At 69.0% G+C, this 17,242-nt stretch carries 22 protein-coding genes; 7 read left to right on the top strand and 15 right to left on the bottom strand.

The annotated features are described in order from the left end of the window. Positions 1-30 precede the first annotated feature (30 nt). The 6 genes from MWM45_RS16570 to MWM45_RS16545 are packed head-to-tail and all read right to left on the bottom strand — an operon-like array spanning position 31 to position 6,520. Positions 31-834, bottom strand: a complete 804-nt coding sequence (locus MWM45_RS16570) for an HpcH/HpaI aldolase family protein (protein WP_247827395.1) — start codon at positions 832-834, stop codon at positions 31-33. Next, the gene (hpaH, locus tag MWM45_RS16565; protein ID WP_247827394.1) at positions 819-1,604 is read right to left on the bottom strand and encodes a 2-oxo-hept-4-ene-1,7-dioate hydratase; all 786 of its coding nucleotides are present in this window, start codon (positions 1,602-1,604) and stop codon (positions 819-821) included. Before hpaH ends, MWM45_RS16570 begins: the two co-directional genes overlap by 16 nt. Positions 1,605-1,636: 32 nt before the next feature. Further along, positions 1,637-2,713, bottom strand: coding sequence for a 3,4-dihydroxyphenylacetate 2,3-dioxygenase (hpaD, locus tag MWM45_RS16560; RefSeq protein ID WP_247827393.1), 1,077 nt, complete (start codon positions 2,711-2,713; stop codon positions 1,637-1,639). Positions 2,714-2,748: 35 nt separating this feature from the next. Then, positions 2,749-4,299: a 5-carboxymethyl-2-hydroxymuconate semialdehyde dehydrogenase gene (gene hpaE, locus MWM45_RS16555; RefSeq protein ID WP_247827392.1), complete on the bottom strand. Its 1,551-nt coding sequence runs from the start codon at positions 4,297-4,299 to the stop codon at positions 2,749-2,751. A gap of 9 nt (positions 4,300-4,308) precedes the next feature. Beyond that, positions 4,309-5,061 (bottom strand): GntR family transcriptional regulator, encoded by a 753-nt coding sequence (locus MWM45_RS16550; protein ID WP_247827391.1) that lies wholly within the window; start codon positions 5,059-5,061, stop codon positions 4,309-4,311. Then, positions 5,054-6,520 (bottom strand): fumarylacetoacetate hydrolase family protein, encoded by a 1,467-nt coding sequence (locus tag MWM45_RS16545; protein WP_247827390.1) that lies wholly within the window; start codon positions 6,518-6,520, stop codon positions 5,054-5,056. Before MWM45_RS16545 ends, MWM45_RS16550 begins: the two co-directional genes overlap by 8 nt. Before the next feature lie 224 nt (positions 6,521-6,744). On the opposite strand from MWM45_RS16545, the gene MWM45_RS16540 reads away from it, so the two are divergent. Further along, positions 6,745-6,999: a PLD nuclease N-terminal domain-containing protein gene (locus tag MWM45_RS16540; protein WP_247827389.1), complete on the top strand. Its 255-nt coding sequence runs from the start codon at positions 6,745-6,747 to the stop codon at positions 6,997-6,999. A gap of 54 nt (positions 7,000-7,053) precedes the next feature. On the opposite strand, the gene MWM45_RS16535 is transcribed toward MWM45_RS16540, so the two are convergent. From MWM45_RS16535 to MWM45_RS16515, 5 genes are all read right to left on the bottom strand, one after another. Further along, a complete protein-coding gene (locus tag MWM45_RS16535; protein ID WP_247827388.1) occupies positions 7,054-7,674 on the bottom strand; it encodes an alkaline shock response membrane anchor protein AmaP in 621 nt (206 codons plus the stop codon). A 59-nt stretch (positions 7,675-7,733) separates the two neighbouring features. Continuing rightward, positions 7,734-8,303, bottom strand: a complete 570-nt coding sequence (locus tag MWM45_RS16530; protein ID WP_247827387.1) for a DUF6286 domain-containing protein — start codon at positions 8,301-8,303, stop codon at positions 7,734-7,736. Next, positions 8,300-8,779: an Asp23/Gls24 family envelope stress response protein gene (locus MWM45_RS16525; RefSeq protein ID WP_247827386.1), complete on the bottom strand. Its 480-nt coding sequence runs from the start codon at positions 8,777-8,779 to the stop codon at positions 8,300-8,302. Before MWM45_RS16525 ends, MWM45_RS16530 begins: the two co-directional genes overlap by 4 nt. Continuing rightward, a complete protein-coding gene (locus MWM45_RS16520; RefSeq protein ID WP_247827385.1) occupies positions 8,776-8,958 on the bottom strand; it encodes a hypothetical protein in 183 nt (60 codons plus the stop codon). Before MWM45_RS16520 ends, MWM45_RS16525 begins: the two co-directional genes overlap by 4 nt. Before the next feature lie 150 nt (positions 8,959-9,108). After that, positions 9,109-9,633 (bottom strand): Asp23/Gls24 family envelope stress response protein, encoded by a 525-nt coding sequence (locus MWM45_RS16515; RefSeq protein ID WP_052273948.1) that lies wholly within the window; start codon positions 9,631-9,633, stop codon positions 9,109-9,111. Between the two features lie 457 nt (positions 9,634-10,090). On the opposite strand from MWM45_RS16515, the gene MWM45_RS16510 reads away from it, so the two are divergent. Genes MWM45_RS16510 through MWM45_RS16495 form a run of 4 tightly spaced genes read left to right on the top strand, consistent with a single transcriptional unit; the run spans position 10,091 to position 12,894 of the window. Next, on the top strand, positions 10,091-10,714 hold the full coding sequence (locus MWM45_RS16510; RefSeq protein WP_247827384.1) for an RNA polymerase sigma factor: 624 nt from the start codon (positions 10,091-10,093) through the stop codon (positions 10,712-10,714). Further along, a complete protein-coding gene (locus MWM45_RS16505) occupies positions 10,705-11,325 on the top strand; it encodes an Asp23/Gls24 family envelope stress response protein (RefSeq protein ID WP_247827383.1) in 621 nt (206 codons plus the stop codon). Before MWM45_RS16510 ends, MWM45_RS16505 begins: the two co-directional genes overlap by 10 nt. Further along, entirely contained in the window at positions 11,315-11,716 is a 402-nt protein-coding gene (locus tag MWM45_RS16500; RefSeq protein WP_247827382.1) for a hypothetical protein, read from the top strand. Before MWM45_RS16505 ends, MWM45_RS16500 begins: the two co-directional genes overlap by 11 nt. 50 nt (positions 11,717-11,766) lie before the next feature. Then, positions 11,767-12,894: a hypothetical protein gene (locus MWM45_RS16495; RefSeq protein ID WP_247827381.1), complete on the top strand. Its 1,128-nt coding sequence runs from the start codon at positions 11,767-11,769 to the stop codon at positions 12,892-12,894. A 28-nt stretch (positions 12,895-12,922) separates the two neighbouring features. Here MWM45_RS16495 and MWM45_RS16490 read toward each other — a convergent pair whose 3' ends face one another. Then, entirely contained in the window at positions 12,923-14,113 is a 1,191-nt protein-coding gene (locus MWM45_RS16490; protein WP_247827380.1) for a glycosyltransferase, read from the bottom strand. Positions 14,114-14,457: 344 nt separating this feature from the next. Further along, a complete protein-coding gene (locus MWM45_RS16485) occupies positions 14,458-15,213 on the bottom strand; it encodes an SDR family oxidoreductase (RefSeq protein WP_247827379.1) in 756 nt (251 codons plus the stop codon). 105 nt (positions 15,214-15,318) lie between these two features. Here MWM45_RS16485 and MWM45_RS16480 point away from each other — a divergent pair, with 105 nt between their 5' ends. Next, entirely contained in the window at positions 15,319-15,897 is a 579-nt protein-coding gene (locus MWM45_RS16480; RefSeq protein ID WP_247827378.1) for a TetR/AcrR family transcriptional regulator, read from the top strand. A gap of 97 nt (positions 15,898-15,994) precedes the next feature. On the opposite strand, the gene MWM45_RS16475 is transcribed toward MWM45_RS16480, so the two are convergent. Continuing rightward, entirely contained in the window at positions 15,995-16,438 is a 444-nt protein-coding gene (locus MWM45_RS16475; RefSeq protein WP_247827377.1) for a winged helix-turn-helix transcriptional regulator, read from the bottom strand. 91 nt (positions 16,439-16,529) lie between these two features. Between MWM45_RS16475 and MWM45_RS16470 the strand changes: the two genes are divergently transcribed. Next, the gene (locus MWM45_RS16470; RefSeq protein ID WP_247827376.1) at positions 16,530-17,177 is read left to right on the top strand and encodes a hypothetical protein; all 648 of its coding nucleotides are present in this window, start codon (positions 16,530-16,532) and stop codon (positions 17,175-17,177) included. On the opposite strand, the gene MWM45_RS16465 is transcribed toward MWM45_RS16470, so the two are convergent. Beyond that, positions 17,131-17,241, bottom strand: a complete 111-nt coding sequence (locus MWM45_RS16465; RefSeq protein ID WP_418909778.1) for a helix-turn-helix domain-containing protein — start codon at positions 17,239-17,241, stop codon at positions 17,131-17,133. The two genes, MWM45_RS16470 and MWM45_RS16465, sit on opposite strands and share 47 nt — an antisense overlap. Position 17,242: the final 1 nt, after the last annotated feature.

Below are 17,242 nucleotides of genomic sequence, written 5' to 3'. Positions count from 1 at the left end.
CGCGGGAATCAGCTGTCGCGCCCGGAGCCGTCAGTAGCTGGTGCCCGGACCGCCGTCGGAGGTTGGGATGAACCCGGCGGCCAGGGCCTCGGAGCCGCGGGCGAGCAGGGAGACGTCGGCGCCGACCAGCACGAACCCGGCTCCGCCGTCCAGGTACCGCCGGGCCACGGACGGTGTGAAGGCGTTGACGCCGGCCGGCTTCCCGGCCCGCGCCGAGGCCGTGAGGCAGTGCTCGACGGCCGCCGTCACCTCGGGATGTTCCTGCCGGCCGAGGAGGCCCATGGACGCCGCGAGATCGGACGGGCCGACGAAGATCGCATCCACCCCGTCGACCGCGAGGATGTCCTCCACCGCGTCGACGGCGGACTGCGATTCGATCTGCACGGTGACGCTGATCGTCGAGGACGCGTGTGCCAGGTAGTCGGGCACCCGATTCCAGCGGGCTGCCCGCGCGAGCGCCGACCCGACGCCGCGTACGCCCTCGGGCGGGTAGCGGGTCGCGGCGACGGCGGCCTCGGCGTCCGCGACGGAATGCACCATGGGGACCAGCAGGTTCTGCACGCCCAGGTCCAGGTACTGCTTGATGAGCACGGCGTCGTTGACGGGCGGCCGGACGAGCGTCTGCACCGGGTACCCGTGGACGGCCTGCAGCTGGGCGAGGATCGACTCGAGCCCGTTCGGGCTGTGCTCGGCGTCCACGAGCAGCCAGTCCAGGCCGGAGTCAGCGCAGATCTCCGCGACGAGCGGGCTGCCCGAGCACACCCACATGCCCACGAGCGGGCGGTCGGCGGCGGCCAGCGCCTCGCGGAAGGAATCCCCTAGTGGAAGCGGCATGTGACGGCTCCCAGCGGTCCGTAGTCGGCGTGGACCGTATCGCCCCTGTCCACCCAGAGCGGGCGGGTGAAGGACCCGGCGAGGATGATGTCCCCGGCATGCAGCCCGTCCCCGTGGGCGGCGATCTTGTTGGCGAGCCAGTGCACGCCCGCGGCCGGGTGGTCGAGGACCCCCGCGGCCACGCCGGTCTCCTCGACCACCTGGTTCTTGTAGAGGATGGCGGACACCCAGCGGAGGTCGACGGCGTCGGGCCTCACCGGCCTGCCGCCCACCACCATGGCGCCCATCGCCGCGTTGTCCGAGATGGTGTCGACGATGGTGCGCCCCTCCATCTCGATCCGCGAGTCGAGGATCTCGAGGGCGGGCACCACATAGTCGGTGGCGTTCAGGACGTCGAAGATGGTGCAGCCCGGCCCGGTGAGATCGTGTTTCAGCACGAACGCGAGTTCCACCTCGACCCGCGGACGCGTGTAGGCGTCCCACGACACCGAGCAGCCGGTCTCGAACACCATGTCGTCGAAGATGGCACCGTAATCCGGTTCCGTGATGCCCGTGGCGGCCTGCATGGCCCGCGACGTGAGCCCGATCTTCCGCCCCACGAGCGTGCGGCCGGCGTCCTCGTTCCGCCGCCGCCACAGCCGCTGGACCGCGTAGGAGTCCTCGACGGTCATCCCCGGGTAGCGGGCGGTCAGCAGCGGGACCGGTGTCCGCGTCCGGGCGGCGTCGAGGAGCTCGTCGGCGATCTGGCTGATGGTCTGCGGATCAAGCATCGGGTTCCTTCGGTGGCTCGTGGGCGCGGACGTCAGAGCTGGGTGCCGAGCTTGAAGCCCTGGACGCCGTCGTCGTCCCTGCGCGTGTAGGAGAAGCCGTCCGCACCGACGGTGACGGCCATCTCGCTGCGCTCGTCCCGCTCGACGACGGGCTGGGGGTTGCCGTCGAGGTCCAGCACGAGGGACGCCTCCGAGTACCAGGACGGCACCACGGGGTTGCCCCACCAGTCGCGGCGCTGGTTGTCGTGGACGTCCCAGGTGATGGTGGGGTTGTCGGGATCGCCCGTGTAGTAGTCCTGGCAGTAGATCTCGACGCGGTGGCCGTCCGGGTCGAGGATGTAGAGGTAGAAGGCGTTGGAGACGCCGTGCCGCCCGGGTCCGCGCTCGATGCGGTCGCTGATGCGCAGGGCGCCCATCTTGTCGCAGATCTGGATGATGTTGTGCTTCTCGTGGGTCGCGAACGCCACGTGGTGCATGCGCGGGCCGTTCCCTCCGGTCAGCGCGGTGTCGTGCACGGTCTGCTTGCGGTGCATCCAGACGGCGTAGGTGACGCCGTCGGAGTCCTGGATGTCCTCGGAGACGCGGAAGCCGAGGTCCTCCAGGTAGGCGCGGCCGCGCGGCACGTCGGGGGTGACCTGGTTGAAGTGGTCCAGGCGCACCAGCTCGCCGGCCGAATACAAGTCGTAGCGCTGGGTGAGGCGTTCCACGTGCTGGACGTCGTAGAAGAACTCGTACGGGAAGCCCAGCGGGTCCTCGACGCGCACCGAGTCACCGACGCCCTTCGTGAACCCGTCCCGGCGGCGTTCGGTCCGGCAGCCCAGTTCGCGGTAGTACGCCTCGGCGGCGTCCACCTCCGCGGGTGACTTCACCCGGTAGGCGAAGGCGGCGACGGCGGCGACCGGGCCCCGCCGCAGCACCAGGTTGTGGTGGATGAACTCCTCGAGCGAGCGGAGGTAGATCGCGTCGTCGTCCTCCTCCGTGACGTGCAGGCCGAGGACGTCGACGTAGAACTCGCGCGAGCGGGCGAGGTCGGTGACCACGATCTCCATGTAGGCGCAGCGGACGATGTCCGGGGCGGGGACCGAGGGGGTGGGAACGGGGGTGGTCATGGGATTCTCTCTTCGTCGAGCGAACGTAGGAAGGCTCAGCCTTCGGTGGCGGCGGCGTCCGTGACACTGCCGAACTTCGGGGTGTGGACGGCGCCGAGCGTGATGTGCACGGCCTGCTGGTCGGTGTAGAAGTCGATGGAACGGTAGCCGCCCTCGTGGCCGAGCCCGGAGGATTTCACGCCGCCGAACGGGGTGCGCAGGTCGCGGACGTTGTGGCTGTTGAGCCACACCATCCCGGCCTCCACGTCCTGCGCGAACGTGTGGGCGCGCGTGAGGTCCTTCGTCCACACGTAGGCCGCGAGCCCGTAGCGCGTGTTGTTGGCGAGCGCCAGGGCCTCGGCGTCGTCCTCGAACGGGGTGATGGCCACGACGGGCCCGAAGATCTCCTCCTGGAAGATCCGCGCGTCGGGGGAGACGTCGGCGAAGACCGTGGGCGCGATGTAGTTGCCCTCCGGCAGGTGCTCGGGGCGTCCGCCGCCGGCGAGGAGGCGGCCCTCCGTCTTGCCGATCTCCACGTAGGAGGCCACCTTGGCGTAGTGCTCCGGGTGCACGAGCGCCCCGACCTCCGTCCGCGGATCGTGCGGATCGCCGACGACGATGGTCTTCGCGCGGGCCGCGTACTTCTCGCAGAACTCCTCGTACACGGGCCGCTCCACCAGGATGCGGGAGCCGGCGGTGCAGCGCTCCCCGTTGAGGGAGAACACGCCGAACAGGGCCGAATCGATGGCGGCGTCGAGGTCCGCATCCGCGAAGACGATGCACGGGGACTTCCCGCCGAGCTCCATCGAGAGCCCCTTGAGGTGCGCCGCCGCGTTCCGGAAGATCGTCTGGCCCGTGGTGGTCTCCCCGGTGAAGGAGATCAGCGGCACGTCGGGGTGCTTGACGAGGGCGTCACCGGCCTCCTCACCGAGACCGTTGACGAGGTTGAAGACACCGTCGGGCACCCCGGCGTCCTTGAAGATCTGCGCCCACAGGGACGCGGACAGGGGCGTGAACTCGGCCGGCTTCAGCACCACCGTGTTGCCCGTGGCCAGCGCCGGCGCGAGCTTCCAGGACTCCAGCATGAACGGCGTGTTCCAGGGCGTGATCAGCCCGGCGACGCCGATCGGCTTCCGGTTCACGTAGTTGATCTGGGAGCCGGGCACCTTCATGGCGTCGTCGAACTGGGCGACGATCAGGTCCGCGAAGAAGCGGAAGTTCTCGGCCGCGCGGAGGGCCTGGCCCTTCGCCTGGGTGATGGGCAGACCCGTGTCGAAGGTCTCGAGCTCGGCGAGCCGGGCCTCCTGCGCCTCGACGGCGTCGGCGATCCGGTTCAGCACGCGGGCGCGCTCCCGGGGCTTCATGCGTGGCCACGGTCCGGTGGTGAAGGCCTTCCGCGCGGCGGCGACGGCGAGGTCGATGTCCTCCTGCCGGCCCGCCGCCGCGGTGGCGTAGGTGGTGTTGGACACCGGGTCGAGGACATCGAATGTCGCGCCGCCCACGGAGTCGACGAACCGGCCGTCGATGTAGTGCTGGAGGGAGGACGGCAGTCCCTCCGGGATGTATTGCGCGGGTGCTGTGGTCGGCTGTGCACCGGAGGTCGTCATGGGTGGGTCCTAACCGTGGTCGTGTGCTGCTGCGGAGGCTGCTTCGGTGGCTGCTTCGGTTGCTGCTTGGGCGGCTGCTTCGGTGGCGCTGAAGTGCGTCAGGTAGGCGTCGAGGGTGGCGCTGCGGTGGAGGCGGGCGGCCCGCTCCACGGTGTCGGCGTCGGCCCCGTCCGCGAGGAGGGCGAGCAGGTGCGCGTGCTCCTCGACGGATTCACGGGCGCGCTCGGGCACGAAGCGGAAGGTCGAGGAGCGCAGCGAGGCGAGCCGGTTCCAGCCGCGATGGACCAGGTCCAGGATGTGCGGATTGGGACAGCGCTCGAAGAGGATGGCGTGGAAGTCCTGGTTGAGCCGGGTGAAGCGGAGGGGGTCGAAGTCCTGCAGGCTCGCGCGCATCTCCTCGTTGACCGCCCGGGCCCGTTCGAGGTCCGCGGCACTGATCAGCGGCGCGGACAGCGCCGTCGCTGCTCCCTCGACGAGGCTCAGGGTCTGCATGGTGTAGAGGTATTCGGTGGGGTCGATCCCCGCGACCGTGGCTCCGACGTTCCGCTCGAAGGTCACCAGTCCCTCGGCCTCGAGCCGGCGGATGGCCTCCCGCACGGGCACCACGCTGACCCCCAGATCCTGGGCGATCGCGGCCAGGACCAGTCGGTGGCCGGGCGGATAGGCTCCGTCCACGATCCGCTGCTTCACGGCACCGTAGGCTTGCTGCGACTTGCTGCCCGCGGCGGGGGCGTCGTCGGTGGTCGCGGCCGGCTCAGCCATCGGCGCGCCGCTCCTGCCATCGGGCGTAGCGCTCCCGCCAGGCGGCGTCCATCGGGTACAGGCCGTCCACGCCGTGCCCGTCGGCCACCATCTCCGCGATGAATACCTCCTCCCGTTCCTGCGCCACGGCATCCTCGGCCAGGTCCGCCGCGAGGGCGGGAGGGATCACGAGGATTCCGTCCGCGTCCGCCACGATGATGTCGCCGGGCTGGACGGTGGTGCCGCCGCAGGCGATCGTGACGTCGGTGTCCCACGGGATGTGGCGCCGGCCCAGCACGGCGGGGTGCGGGTTGGCGTAGAAGGTGGGCATGTCCATGGCGGCCACCGCAGCGAAGTCGCGGACGCCGCCGTCGGTGATGATCGCCGCAGCCCCGCGGACCTGGGCGCGGAGGGCCAGGATGTCCCCGACCGTGCCGGTGCCCTTCTCGCCGCGGGCCTCCATCACGAGGATCTCGCCGTCGTCGACGGTGTCGACGGCGCGCTTCTGGGCGTTGTAGCCGGCGCCGTGGGCGCGGAAGAGATCCTCGCGGTTCGGCACGTAGCGGAGGGTGCGGGCGAGCCCGACGACGCGCCGGCCCGGCTGGGTGGAGGTCAGGCCGTCGATGCTGACGTTGTTCAGCCCGCGCTTGCGCAGCTGGGAGGAGAGGGTCGCGGTGGAGACGCTCTCGAGCGTCGCCTTCAGTGCGGGTGTCAGGACGCTTCTCGACGCCGGCGCGGGCAGCCCGGCCGCCTCGCGGGAGCCGTAGGCCTCCTCGCGCTGGACGTCGTCGACCTTCGGACGGGCACCGAACGCGGCCAGCGGCGTCGTGCCCTCGCTGACCGTCGTGGCCAGCCGCCCCGTGGCCAGGCCGCCCGCGGTCACTTCGACCTCCAGCAGGTCGCCCGGCCCGGCGACCGACGCTCCGGCCGGCGTGCCGGTGAGGATGATGTCGCCGGGTTCGAGCGTGAGGAGCTGGGACAGGTCCGCGATGAGCCGCGCGAACGGGAAGAGGAGGTCGGCGGTGGTGTCGTCCTGGACGAGCGCGCCGTTGTGCCAGGTGCGGAGCCGGAGGGCGGCGGGGTCGACGGCGTCGGCCGGCAGGAGTCCCGGGCCCACCGGGGTGAAGCCGTCCGCGCCTTTGGACCGGAGGTTCGAGCCCTTGTCCGCGTAGCGCAGGTCGTAGACGCCGAGGTCGTTCGCGGCCGTGATCCACCGGACATGGCTCCACGCGGTCTCGGGGGAGACCCGGCGGGCGGGGGTGCCGATGATGAGCGCGATCTCGCCCTCGAAGCCGAGCAGTTCGCAGCCCGAGGGGCGTTCGACGCCGGACCCGGACAGGGCGAGGGAGGAGGACGGCTTGAGGAAGTAGGACGGCTGCTCGGGCGTGCGGCCCCGCTGTGCGGCACGGCTGGGGTAGTTGATATGTACCGCGATGACCTTGCGGGCTGCGGCCAGGACGCCGTCGTCGAGCAGTTCCACCCGTTGCTCCTCATCGAGTACGAAATCGTATACGAAGAGTAGGCGGGGCTTTCCCGGTGCGTCAAGGCTGGTCCTTCTCCGCCGTCCCGGAAATTTCGCCTCGGCCATGGTGGTGGGACGCGGTCCGTGGTGGAATCTTGCATCCGAATGTTCCGCCCGGCCCGTGCACAGGGAACGAGGCATCAGCTCCGCTTCCGGCACCGGCTCCGACCCGGGAGACACCCATGGCTGACCGTAAAGCATCGACCCATCACTCGAAGAAGGCCGCCAGGAAGCGCTGGAGCGACCTGACGGACGGGCAGAAGGCGAGGGTGCTGGTCCTCGGGTCCATCCAGCTGTCCCTCGCAGCGTTCGCCTGGATGGACCTCGCCACACGGCCCAGGGACACCGTGAACGGCAGCAAGGGCATGTGGGCACTCATCATCGCGATCAACTTCGTGGGCCCCGTGGCGTACTTCTGGAAGGGGATCAGGCGCTGACGCCACCGGCGGGAGCCGTCCTGCCCGGTGACTGTGGTCGGGAGGCAGTGGCGGTCAGAGGACGGCCGTGGTGTCCTTGCGCTGCCGATTCCCGACGGTGACCAGGACGGCGAGTTTCCGCAGGGGTGATTCCAGTGCTGTTTCGAGGTCCCCTGCAACGTCGGAATGGATGCGGTGCAGCAGGTCCTGGACATCCGCGCGATCGTCGACCCTCACGTTGAGCGCGAGATCGCAGGCGCCGGCACTGCCGCGCAGGAGCGCGTCGGCTCCGGTCACTCCGGGAAGGCGCTGCACGTGGCTCTCGACTGCCTCGGAGAACACCCTGGGCTCGCACAGGGTGTACCCGGCGGCCCCGTCCTCGGCATGAAGGCGGAAGGTGCGGGCCTGATGGCGGCGGGGTATCTGTGCCAGCAGCCACAGCAGGGCCAGGATCCCCGTGAGCACGGCGACGATCGTCAGGATGATCGGCGCGATATCGGCCGCGGCCGCGTCCCCGAAGGACTCCGGAAGCGCGGGGTCGGCCGGCCGCGCGGCGCTGAAACCTGGATCCAGCGAGTCGGTGATGGTGGCGGCGGCCCCGGTGGCGAGCAGTATCCCGGCCGCTCCGAGGAGCAGGGCCAGCAACCCGATGATGGCCAGCCATGTGCGATTGAGCCGTTCGGCGGTGTCCCTCATGAGTTCCTACTTCCGTTTCTACTGCGACCGGCCATCGAGCGGCCGTTGGCTGACAGGGCTTAGTCGTTGGTGGTGCGGACCCGGACCGTGATGACCGGTTGCGGCGTGACCCCGAGCTCCTGCAACTTGGTTCCGAGGGACGCCTTCAGGCGGTCGGTCAGGTCACCCGCATCGTGCAGGGGCGTCCGGACCTCGACGTCCATCCGGGTGGCGGTGGTGGATACGGAGCTTCGATCGACGCCGTCGGTGCGATCGATGTGTGCTGCCGCGATCCGGCTCAGTCCGCGGAGGGTGACCACGGCTTCGGATGTTCCTGCCCGGCGGCTCTCCGGTTCGACGAGCCGGATGGTTCCCCGTTGGCCGGGGAGGATGCCTGCCAGCAGCAGGATCAGTCCGAGGGCGGACAGGATGATCGCGGCCGCCACGACCTGTGGCGAGTTCCACGCCAGCGGTGCGAGACCTTCCCGCACCGATCCCAGGAAGCCGGGCCATGAGCCGGTGGTGATGCGGGTGATGCCGCTCCATGCTCCGGCCACCGAGGCGGCGAGCAGGACCAGCGCCGTCAGGGTTGCCGGGAGGGACCGGCTCGAGCGGCGATGCAGGGATTGGGAGGTGCTTGGGTGGCTCATGCGAGCTCCCTTCGGCCCTGGCCCCGGGTGGGGTCGAGGAGGGTGTTGATGTCGATGTCGACCTGCCGGACGTCGAGCCCGCAGATCCTGGAGACGTCGTCGCGGACCGTTGTCCGCAGAAGCTCCGTGGTCCGCTTCAGCGGTGCCGGGTAGGTGATGCCGACCTCGAGGCGGACGGACGCGATGAGCCCGTTGAGTTGGACGTCGGCCTTGGGCCGGGCCGTCTCCTTGTGGCGGGCACCGAGTCCGAGGAAGCCCCCCGTGGGTCCGCTCACGCCGGGGACGGTCGATGCGGCATTGCTCGCCACCTTCTCGATGGCTCGTTCCGCGATGACCAGCGTTCCCCTCGTCGAAGGATCAGAGGTCGCGGACCGGGTGGAAGGGGTGGGCGAGTCTGCCCGGGAGCGCCCCGGGCGCAGTTCGGTTCCCGTGTGCCGGGCCGTGGCCGGGGAGGCGGTGGGGTCCACGTCGTTCACCGGCGGGTGGTGGATCGCCCGGTCAGTGCCCCGAGATCGAGCTTGCCGTCGATGATGCGGGCGACGATCAGGCCGACGGCGCCGAAGAACGCGACGAGGACGAATTCGTAGAATCCGCCGAACGCTGCCGCCCATCCCAGGACGAGGCCGGTCAGCAGGCCCATAGCTGTGGTGCTCATAATCGGGTGCCTTTCCATTGAGCGCCTTCTCGGGGCGCGATTACATGTGGGGTATGACTGTCGAGGCGCTCGGGTGAGGCCTCATCGCCCCGCGTCCGGGGCCATCACCTGAAGCATGGCGCGGTGATGGCCCCGATGGCCCGGTGGGTACTACTGCAGTTCCGCCCGGGCGGTGGCGTCGTGGGTGTCGGTGTCCTCGTCCTCGGGCAGGTGTACATCGGTGACGTTGATGTTGACTTCGATCACTTCCAGCCCGGTTGCCTCCTCGACGGAGGAGATCACGTTGCGGCGGATCATCTGGCTGACCTCGACGATCGACGCACCGTGCTCCACGACGATCGACAGGTCGATCGCCGTCTGGCGTTCTCCCTTCTCGACGCTGACCCCGCCGCTGACGTTGGTCTGGGATCCGGGGATGCGCTCGGAGAGGCTGCTGAAAGCCCTCCGCCCTGCACTGCCCATCGCGTAGACGCCGGGCACTTCGCGGGTGGCGATGCCGGCGATCTTCTGCACGACGGTCTCCGCGATGGTGGTGTGGCCCAGGCGGGTCTGCAGCGGTCCTACCGGCTGGGTCTTCTCGACCTCCTGGGACTGCTCCGCCTGGCGCTTCTGCTCCTCGCCCGTGGCGGGGATGACTGCTGCCCGGCGTGCTGCGGTGCTCTGATCCTCTGTCATCTGAATCGATCTCCTGTGTGAGGGGTTCCTGCCGTACACACTTAAAGACGCCGTCGATCCCGGAACGTCACGCCGACGGTGCACCTTTCTCGCGTGACTTCTCCTCGCCTCGACAGGCGCCGGCGAAGGGCAGGGCCCGCCGGCCGCGGAATGCTCGCCTATGCTGAACGAAATGGGCCGGTTCCGTCGACGCCGGCCGCGTCGAGTCGGAGAGGAAGCAGATCCCGTGGAATCCCGACACGACGATGATCAGCAACCGCCCCGACACCCTTCCCTGCCGGACATCGAGGCACGCCCGGATGCTGACCTCGTCTCCCTGGTCGAGACAGCCCCGACAGGCCAGCTGATCGGGCGGGGCCCCGGTACCCGGGAAGAACTGCTGCGGGGTCATGCACCCCCGCCGTCATCCCGGCCCGAGCCTCGGCCCGGGCATCGGCCGGAACCCGTCCCTGACGGTGTGGCTTCCGCCGTGTCGCTGGACGACCTCGATGAGCTGACCGTGGTCGCCCGGGCGCAGGACGGCGATCTTCACGCATTCGAATGGCTGATCTCCGCCTACCAGGGCGGAGTCTTCCGGCTGGCATTCAGGATGCTGGGCGATCACGCGGAAGCCGAAGACATCGTGCAGGAGACCTTCATCGCCGCGTGGCGCAACCTGCCGAACCTCTCGGCCCCGCAGGCCTTCATCCCGTGGCTGTACCGGACGGCGACCAACAAGTGCTTCGACCAGCTCCGCCGGAGCCTTCGACGGCCCACCGACCCGGTCTCCTTCGACGACGGCGCCGCCGGGACGCCGGGCGCTGCAGGAGAGGGTGAGCTGTGGAACCAATTGCCCATGCCGGCCGGCGGCCCTGCCCAGGATCCGGCGGTGTACCACGAGACCGAAGCGCAGATGCAGGCCCTAGCCGACGTCCTGCAGACCGTCCCGGCCGGCCTCCGGGTGTGCTGGTTGCTGCGGGGAGTCCATAACTTCTCCTACGCTGAGATCGCCGCGATCGTGCAACAACCCGAGAGCACCGTTCGTGGACGTATTGCACGGGCCCGACGACTCCTCGCAGAAGGGATGCAACCATGGCGTTGAATGAGGACCAACCGCGGCTGGGGTGCGGACGGCTCATCGACGAGGTGTGGGCGTCCATCGACCAGCCGCCGAGCACTCATGAACAGACCTGCGCCGACTGCCAGAGCGCGCGCGCAGCACTGCACCACCTCGTCGCGGTCACCGAGTCGATGCGCGACCGTGATCGCGACAACCCCGCCCTGCAGCCCGGTCACCGCGTGAAGGAAGCGATCATGATGGTCGCCCGGGCCGAGGTCCGCCGGAGCCGGCGCACCCCGCTGGCCACCACGCCCCTGGGCACCATCGATATCAGCGAACAGGCCCTGAGCGCACTCATCCGCTTCGCCGCCTCCACCCTGCCCGGCGTCCGCGCGCGACGCTGCACCGTCACCGCCCCCCGGACCATTCACGCACCTCAGGCAAGCCAGGCCACACAGGGAGGGGCATCCGCGACAACGGTGGTCGACGTCGAGGACGTGCGGATCACCCTCACCGTGGCTCTTTCGTCGCAGGTGAGGATACCTGCCACCATGGAACTGCTCCGCGAACGGGTCGGGACCATCGTGCAGGCCCAGACCTCCATCACCATGCAGCAGATCGACATCCTCGTGGAGGACCTCTATGACCTCTGAACACCCCTCCCAGGCGCGGGTCGTGGACCTGGACAGCATCGCCGACACGCTCAGCAGCACCCTCGGCGCGCTCCCCGGGGTGGTGCGCCTGGAACCGACCGTGCGCAGCGTCATGACCCGTTGGAAGGTCGCTTCCGTCAATCAACTGCACAGGACCCTGCGGACCGACACCGCGTCCCCGACCGTCGCCACCCGTGACGGCCTGGTCCTCTCCCTCACCGACGGCGTCCTCGACATCCACATCGACGTCGCGACCAACATCGCCAGACCTGCCCTCGGGCTGGCGCGCGAGGCGCAGGACATCGCCGCACACCTGATCCAGTCCAGCGGCCTGACCGTGGGACGTATCGACGTCACGATCCTGGCCATCGAAGGAACACCCGAGACCTGACGGTCCGCGGCGCCAGGCTGGTCCGGCGCCACCATCGACCGAGGAGAGCCGTGGCACCGGAGATCGACCCGCACAACCTGGCCCCCAGGCAGATCGAACTGATCAACGAGGGCCGCAAGCTCGAGGGCGTCCACCTGTCGATCTTCGGTTACTTCGGTGGTCCGGAGCTGCAGGGTGCCTGCATCGGGCGCATGCAGCTCGACGAGGACGGCCGGCTCCCTGCGTCCGACTACGAGTCTCCCGAGGACCGGCTGAAGGAACTGGTCCTCGCGCAGCTGCTCCGAGGCGCCCTGCGGCAATCCATCCCGATCGTCCTGGGCGGGATCTTCGAGGACATCTTCGCACTGCGCACCCTGGAGGCCGCCGATGGCGACCTGCAGGAGTACATCGCCTCCGCCGGGGCGCGCGTCGTGGACATGTTGCCGCCGTCGTACCGGCGTCACTACACCTCCGCTCTCCTGCAGCGTCTCGCGGTCGTCGCGGCCGAGGTGGCCTCGGACTTCGAGCTCGGCTGGGAGGGGCCTCGCACGTTCGCGCACGGGCTTGCGGCCTACTGCTTCGCGAAGAAGGGGGTCCGGCACGCCGACGCGGAGTACGGTGCCGGCCTGGGAGCCGTGGACCTGGATCGCCTGATGATCGGGCTGCTCGGGGAGACCGCCGTGCTCGAAGAGGCCTACCGGCCGGCGCCGGACAACAAGGAGCCGGATGAACCTTCCTGGTTCGTGCCCTACGACCCGGCATGCCGGGTCAACCCCTATCTCCACCCGGAGGGGATGCCCAGCACGGAGCAGGTCGATCTGCTCGAACACCAGCTCGGCCGCGAGGTCCCCGAGAAGCACCCGGGCCCGGCCCGCCAGAAGGCGCTCGCCGAGGGTGTCCTGGTCGACATCAGCCCGTACGCGTCCCGCGAGTACTTCCTGTGTCCGGTCGCCGTCGAACACTCGGTTGTCGCAGCCCTCGGTCTGGACGGCCTGCCGCCGGAGTCCGAATGGGAGGACCTGCTGCTGCACCCGGCCTGGCACGGCGCCGCGGAGCACCCCACCTGGACGAGCTTCGACTACATCGCCGTCGGCTTCGAGGGCCAGCAGTTGTACGTCGCGCTGGTCGCCGGCACCGACGAGATGGACTCGCCGGTCCTCACCATCCAGTACCTCGGCGAGGTCATCGACGAGGCGTAGGCCTCGTGCCGACGGAGCCGAAGGCTCATCAGCGGATTGATGCGAGGACGGTCAATGCCGTCAGTGTCCCGTTCTCGGTGGACATGACCTGGGCGACCTCGATGACGCGGGGACGGCACCGCTCCGCCTCGTCGAGCGCGGTGTGGAGGGCGGGGACGGTCAGTGCGCGTTGCGGGATCGGTGCCGGCGCCAGGCCCGCTTCACTCAGGCGGGCTCCCCAGAACGGTTGATCCGCGATGAATGGAACGATCACCGACGGCGTCGCGGCAATCATCGCGGCGTGTACGGTGCCGATACCGCCGTGATGCACCGCCGCAGTCGCGTGTGGAAGCACCGCCGCATGCGACACGGTCCGGGCGACGAGGACGTCGTCGCCGAGGCGGTTCGGAGGTACGTCGATGCCGCCGAGACCGGTAGTGACGAGGCAGCGGCTACCGCGAGCCCGTGCCACATCGACGATCGTGCGCCCGCGCGCTGCGGCGTCTCCCGCCGCCATCGAACCGAAACCTGCGTAGATGAATGAACCGTCGGCCATGAATCGGGCGACCTCGGGTGCGAGGGTCGCCGATCGATGTGCGCGGGTCCAGGGCCCGGTGAGATGCACCGATGCCGGCCAGTCATGGGGGCGCCGAAGTATTGCGGGGCTGATGGGCATGAGAGTGGCCGCGGGGGCGGAGGACCTGCGCGTTCGTCCACCGACGATCCTGCGTACCTCGTCGAGTTCAGAGCGGAACATGACCGATGCGGTGCCCGCCGCCCGGTACGTCGATCGATTCAGCGGGCCGATTCCCCGAGTGACCGTGCCTGCGGCAGGGAAGACCCTCGTCGGGGTGAGGGCCGGCACGATCTCGACCATGACGTGTGGCACCCCCAGGGCGTCCGCCACCAACGGAGCCGAGAGGACCTTCGGGTGATACACGATCAGATCGGGTTCGTACTCGAGCGCCGCTCGCGCGCTGCCGACAATGACGCCTCGCATCACCGGACGCACCACGGAGCGGTAGTTGCGGAGCGCCGCCATGACGGAGACGCCCTGTTCCTCGATCATCCGCGTGTAGTCGACCCCCATGCCCACCGTGTCCAGGTCGCCCAGCTCGACGCCGGAGTTCTCCGGGGCAACCAGTCGCACCTCGTGCCCCGCTGCAAGCGCCCGGTCTGCCAGGGCGGCGAACGGCTCGACATCGCCGCGGGAGCCCGCCGTCGCCAACAGAAGCCTCATCGCCGTCCTCCGCGGGCGTCCATTGCAGCATCGAGCACCCCGCTGCCCGTGGCAGCGGCTCTCACGCCGGCATCCGCAGCGTTCTCGCGGTGCGTCACGGCGGCACATCCGTTATCGGCGAGCTCTCTCAGTGCTGCGGCTCCTCTTCGGGCACTCGTCCCCACGTCACTCGGAGGCGAGGCGGGCGCTGAGCAATCGTTCGGTAGTCTGCGCGCTCGGTCGGCGTCGCGTCAAGAGCCGGTCACCACCCCCGGGTGCAGCAGGCGGATCGTCCCCGGGGCCCCGTGAGCAGCAGACCGACCATGCGGGCCCCTGTCCCCGACGACTGTCGTCGCGGCACAGTCTCAATCGCCCCTGTTGATGAGTGAGAACAGTCGCTTGGGGAACACCCGCGCCCCTATCTGCGAGACGCGTCCGAGTCCGACGGGGATCTCGTCCTTCCCGGCGTCAAGACCGTGGATCGCCCGGTCGAGGAAACGATCCAGCGGCATGGCCATGGGAGGTGTCGATGGCAGGCTTCGATGCAACGGTGTGTCGACGACCGGAGGAATGATCTCGACGACCTGAACGGTGGACCCCGCCAGCTGATGTCGCAGGCTGACGGTGAAGGAGTGGACGGCGGCCTTCGTCGCGGAGTAGACGGGAGTCCTTGCGTACGGGACGAAACCGAGACCCGAACCGATGTGGACCACGCGCGCCTTCGGTGCTCGACGAAGCAGCGGGAGGGCTGCCGCGGTGACGGTGACGAGCCCCGCGAAATTGGTGTCGATCTCGGCGGTGAGGTCGGCAGGCCCGGGTGGTTCGGCGACCGAGAAGTCGAGCAACCGCTGGATTCCCGCGTTGTTGACAAGGGTGGTCAGGTAGGGCGTTTCCCTGGCCACTGCGGCAAGGCCGCGTGAGACAGACTCCGGATCGGCGACATCCATGATGATCACCGACATCCCGGGATGGCGGGCCGCCACCGCCTCCAGCCGGGTCCGGTCCCGGCCCGAGATGATGACCCGGGCACCTCGCGCATGAAAACGCGCTGCCAGACCCGCGCCTATCCCGGAACTGGCTCCCGTGATGAGGACGGCTCCATCCACGACGCGCTTCGACATGCTGCAGCGTTCTTCCTCGGTGTAGTCGGACGCCTGATGGTCCGACGAGCGACTTTACAGATTGTAAAGTAATTCTCAAGCGTCTGTGCACCCGAGGAGGTCGCTGTGAACACCGTGCGGCGAAGTCCTCGCGACCGCATCATGCTCGCTGCCGTCGAACTGGCGGGGCTGGACGGCGTCCGCCAGGTCACGATGTCGGCACTCGCCGCTCGGGCCGAGGTGTCGCGCCCTACGTTGTACAGCTACTTCCCGGATGTGGCCCATGTGCTGGAGGCGTGGGTGGAGCGGGAGGTGGCGCAGGTACAGGCTCGGTTGCGAGACGTGCTGGCCGCCGACGCCGACCCGATCGAGGTGCTGTCGGCCTATGTCGACCTGCAGTTGACCTACTTCGCCGATTCGCCCACGCGGGCCCTGATCACGGCGGCTGCCCTGGGATCACCACCCCGGTCCGTCACGCGCCACATCGAGGGATTCCAGGCCGATGTCAGAGAATTGCTGCTGAACCTCCACCGGCACGGGCGTCTCCGGGCGGGAGCGGACGTCGATCTGCTGGCAGGGCTGGTCATCGCCGGCATCACCTCCGTGGCGCCTCATGTGGTAAGCGGTCGCCTGACCGCAGTCGAAGCGCGCAGCCGACTGCTGAGCCTTCTGCTCCACGGGGCCCTGGCCGATCGGCCGGACTGAACGCCGGTTTAGCCTGCACCCGCCGATCAGGGGTCGCCGGGCCCTGACATACATCCGGGTGCCCCGCCGAGCTCGAGCGTGCGTCCCGGGGACTGCCTTATTGCACGCCGATGCCATGGGGGGAATGGATTCCGTGGGTCGCCGGTTCGCCGCAGACGTTGCATGTGACCTCGACGACGAGATCGTGCTCCCCGTCGTCCCTCCCGTGGCGCCACGTCACGGGAGGATTGTCGGCGCGACGATCGTCGCCCAACCGCATCAAGGCCAGCAGCAGAGGGAGGAGCTGCTCGCCGCTTCCTGTCAGTCGGTAATCGAACCGAGGAGGTCGGTCGCTGTATTTCTCCCGCCAGATGTAGCCCTCGGATTCCAGCCGGCGCAGCCTCGACGTCAGGATGTCGCGGGACGCGCCCGTGTGCTCGGCGATGTCGTTGAACCGGGTCACACCGAACATCAGCTCCCGCACCGCGAGCAGGGTCCACCGGTCGCCCACGATGCTGAGCGCCTCGGCTATCGAGCAGTCACGGACACGGGAGATCGCCATGGAGAAATTCTAGCGACAGACAGTTGTGTTTTCCAACCCAGTGGGTGATCCTGAGTGAGTAGGTAATTCAAACTCTGTGCGGAGGTGTGACATGCAGTCCGAGGTAGTGGTTGATCCGGTGGGCGGTCGGGAGCGGCGGCGCCTGCTGCGGCGCTGGGGGTCGGCGCTGGGGCTCTGGCTCGTCGCGGCGACGGTTCTGTCCGCCAGTGGGGTCCTCGCCGCCATGGTCGAGGTGGCTCCGACGATGGTGATTCCGGCGTTCGTCACAGTGGGGATGCTGGCCCCCTTGCTGGCGGTCGCGCGCAGTACGCAGCTGCAGGCTCTCTTCCTGAGTGCGCCGCTGCCGTATCTGACGGTCTTCAATGTCTGGCGAGTTCCGGCGGCACTGGTCTTCTTCGCCTACGGCGCTGCGGGGCTGCTGCCGGCGTCGTTCGCCATGATTGCGGGAATCGGTGACCTGATCGCCGGTGTCCTCGCGGTCGGTGTGGTCCTCCTCGCTCCTCGGTTGAGCGCACGTGCCGGACGCCGTGCGTATCTGGCGTTCCATGTCTTCAGCTTCAGCGACTTCGTGACAGCGGTCGGCACGGGCATCACACTCACTCTGCTGGGAGATCCCCTCATGGCGTCCCTGGCCGATTTCCCGCTCGCCCTCATCCCGCTGTTCGGGGTTCCCGTGACGGGGGTCCTCAGCCTCATCGCCCTCTGGAGACTGGCCCCGACCGGGTTTCGTGGGCGATGACGGCAGCCTGTGTCCTGTCGCGGGCATCGAGTGTGGCGAGGATGGAGCCGACATGTGTCTTCACG

Source organism: Arthrobacter antioxidans, from assembly GCF_023100725.1.
In the GTDB taxonomy this organism is placed as follows: domain Bacteria; phylum Actinomycetota; class Actinomycetes; order Actinomycetales; family Micrococcaceae; genus Arthrobacter_D; species Arthrobacter_D antioxidans.
Note: the sequence above shows the minus strand (reverse complement) of the source record. Positions and strands in the feature narration are given on the sequence as shown.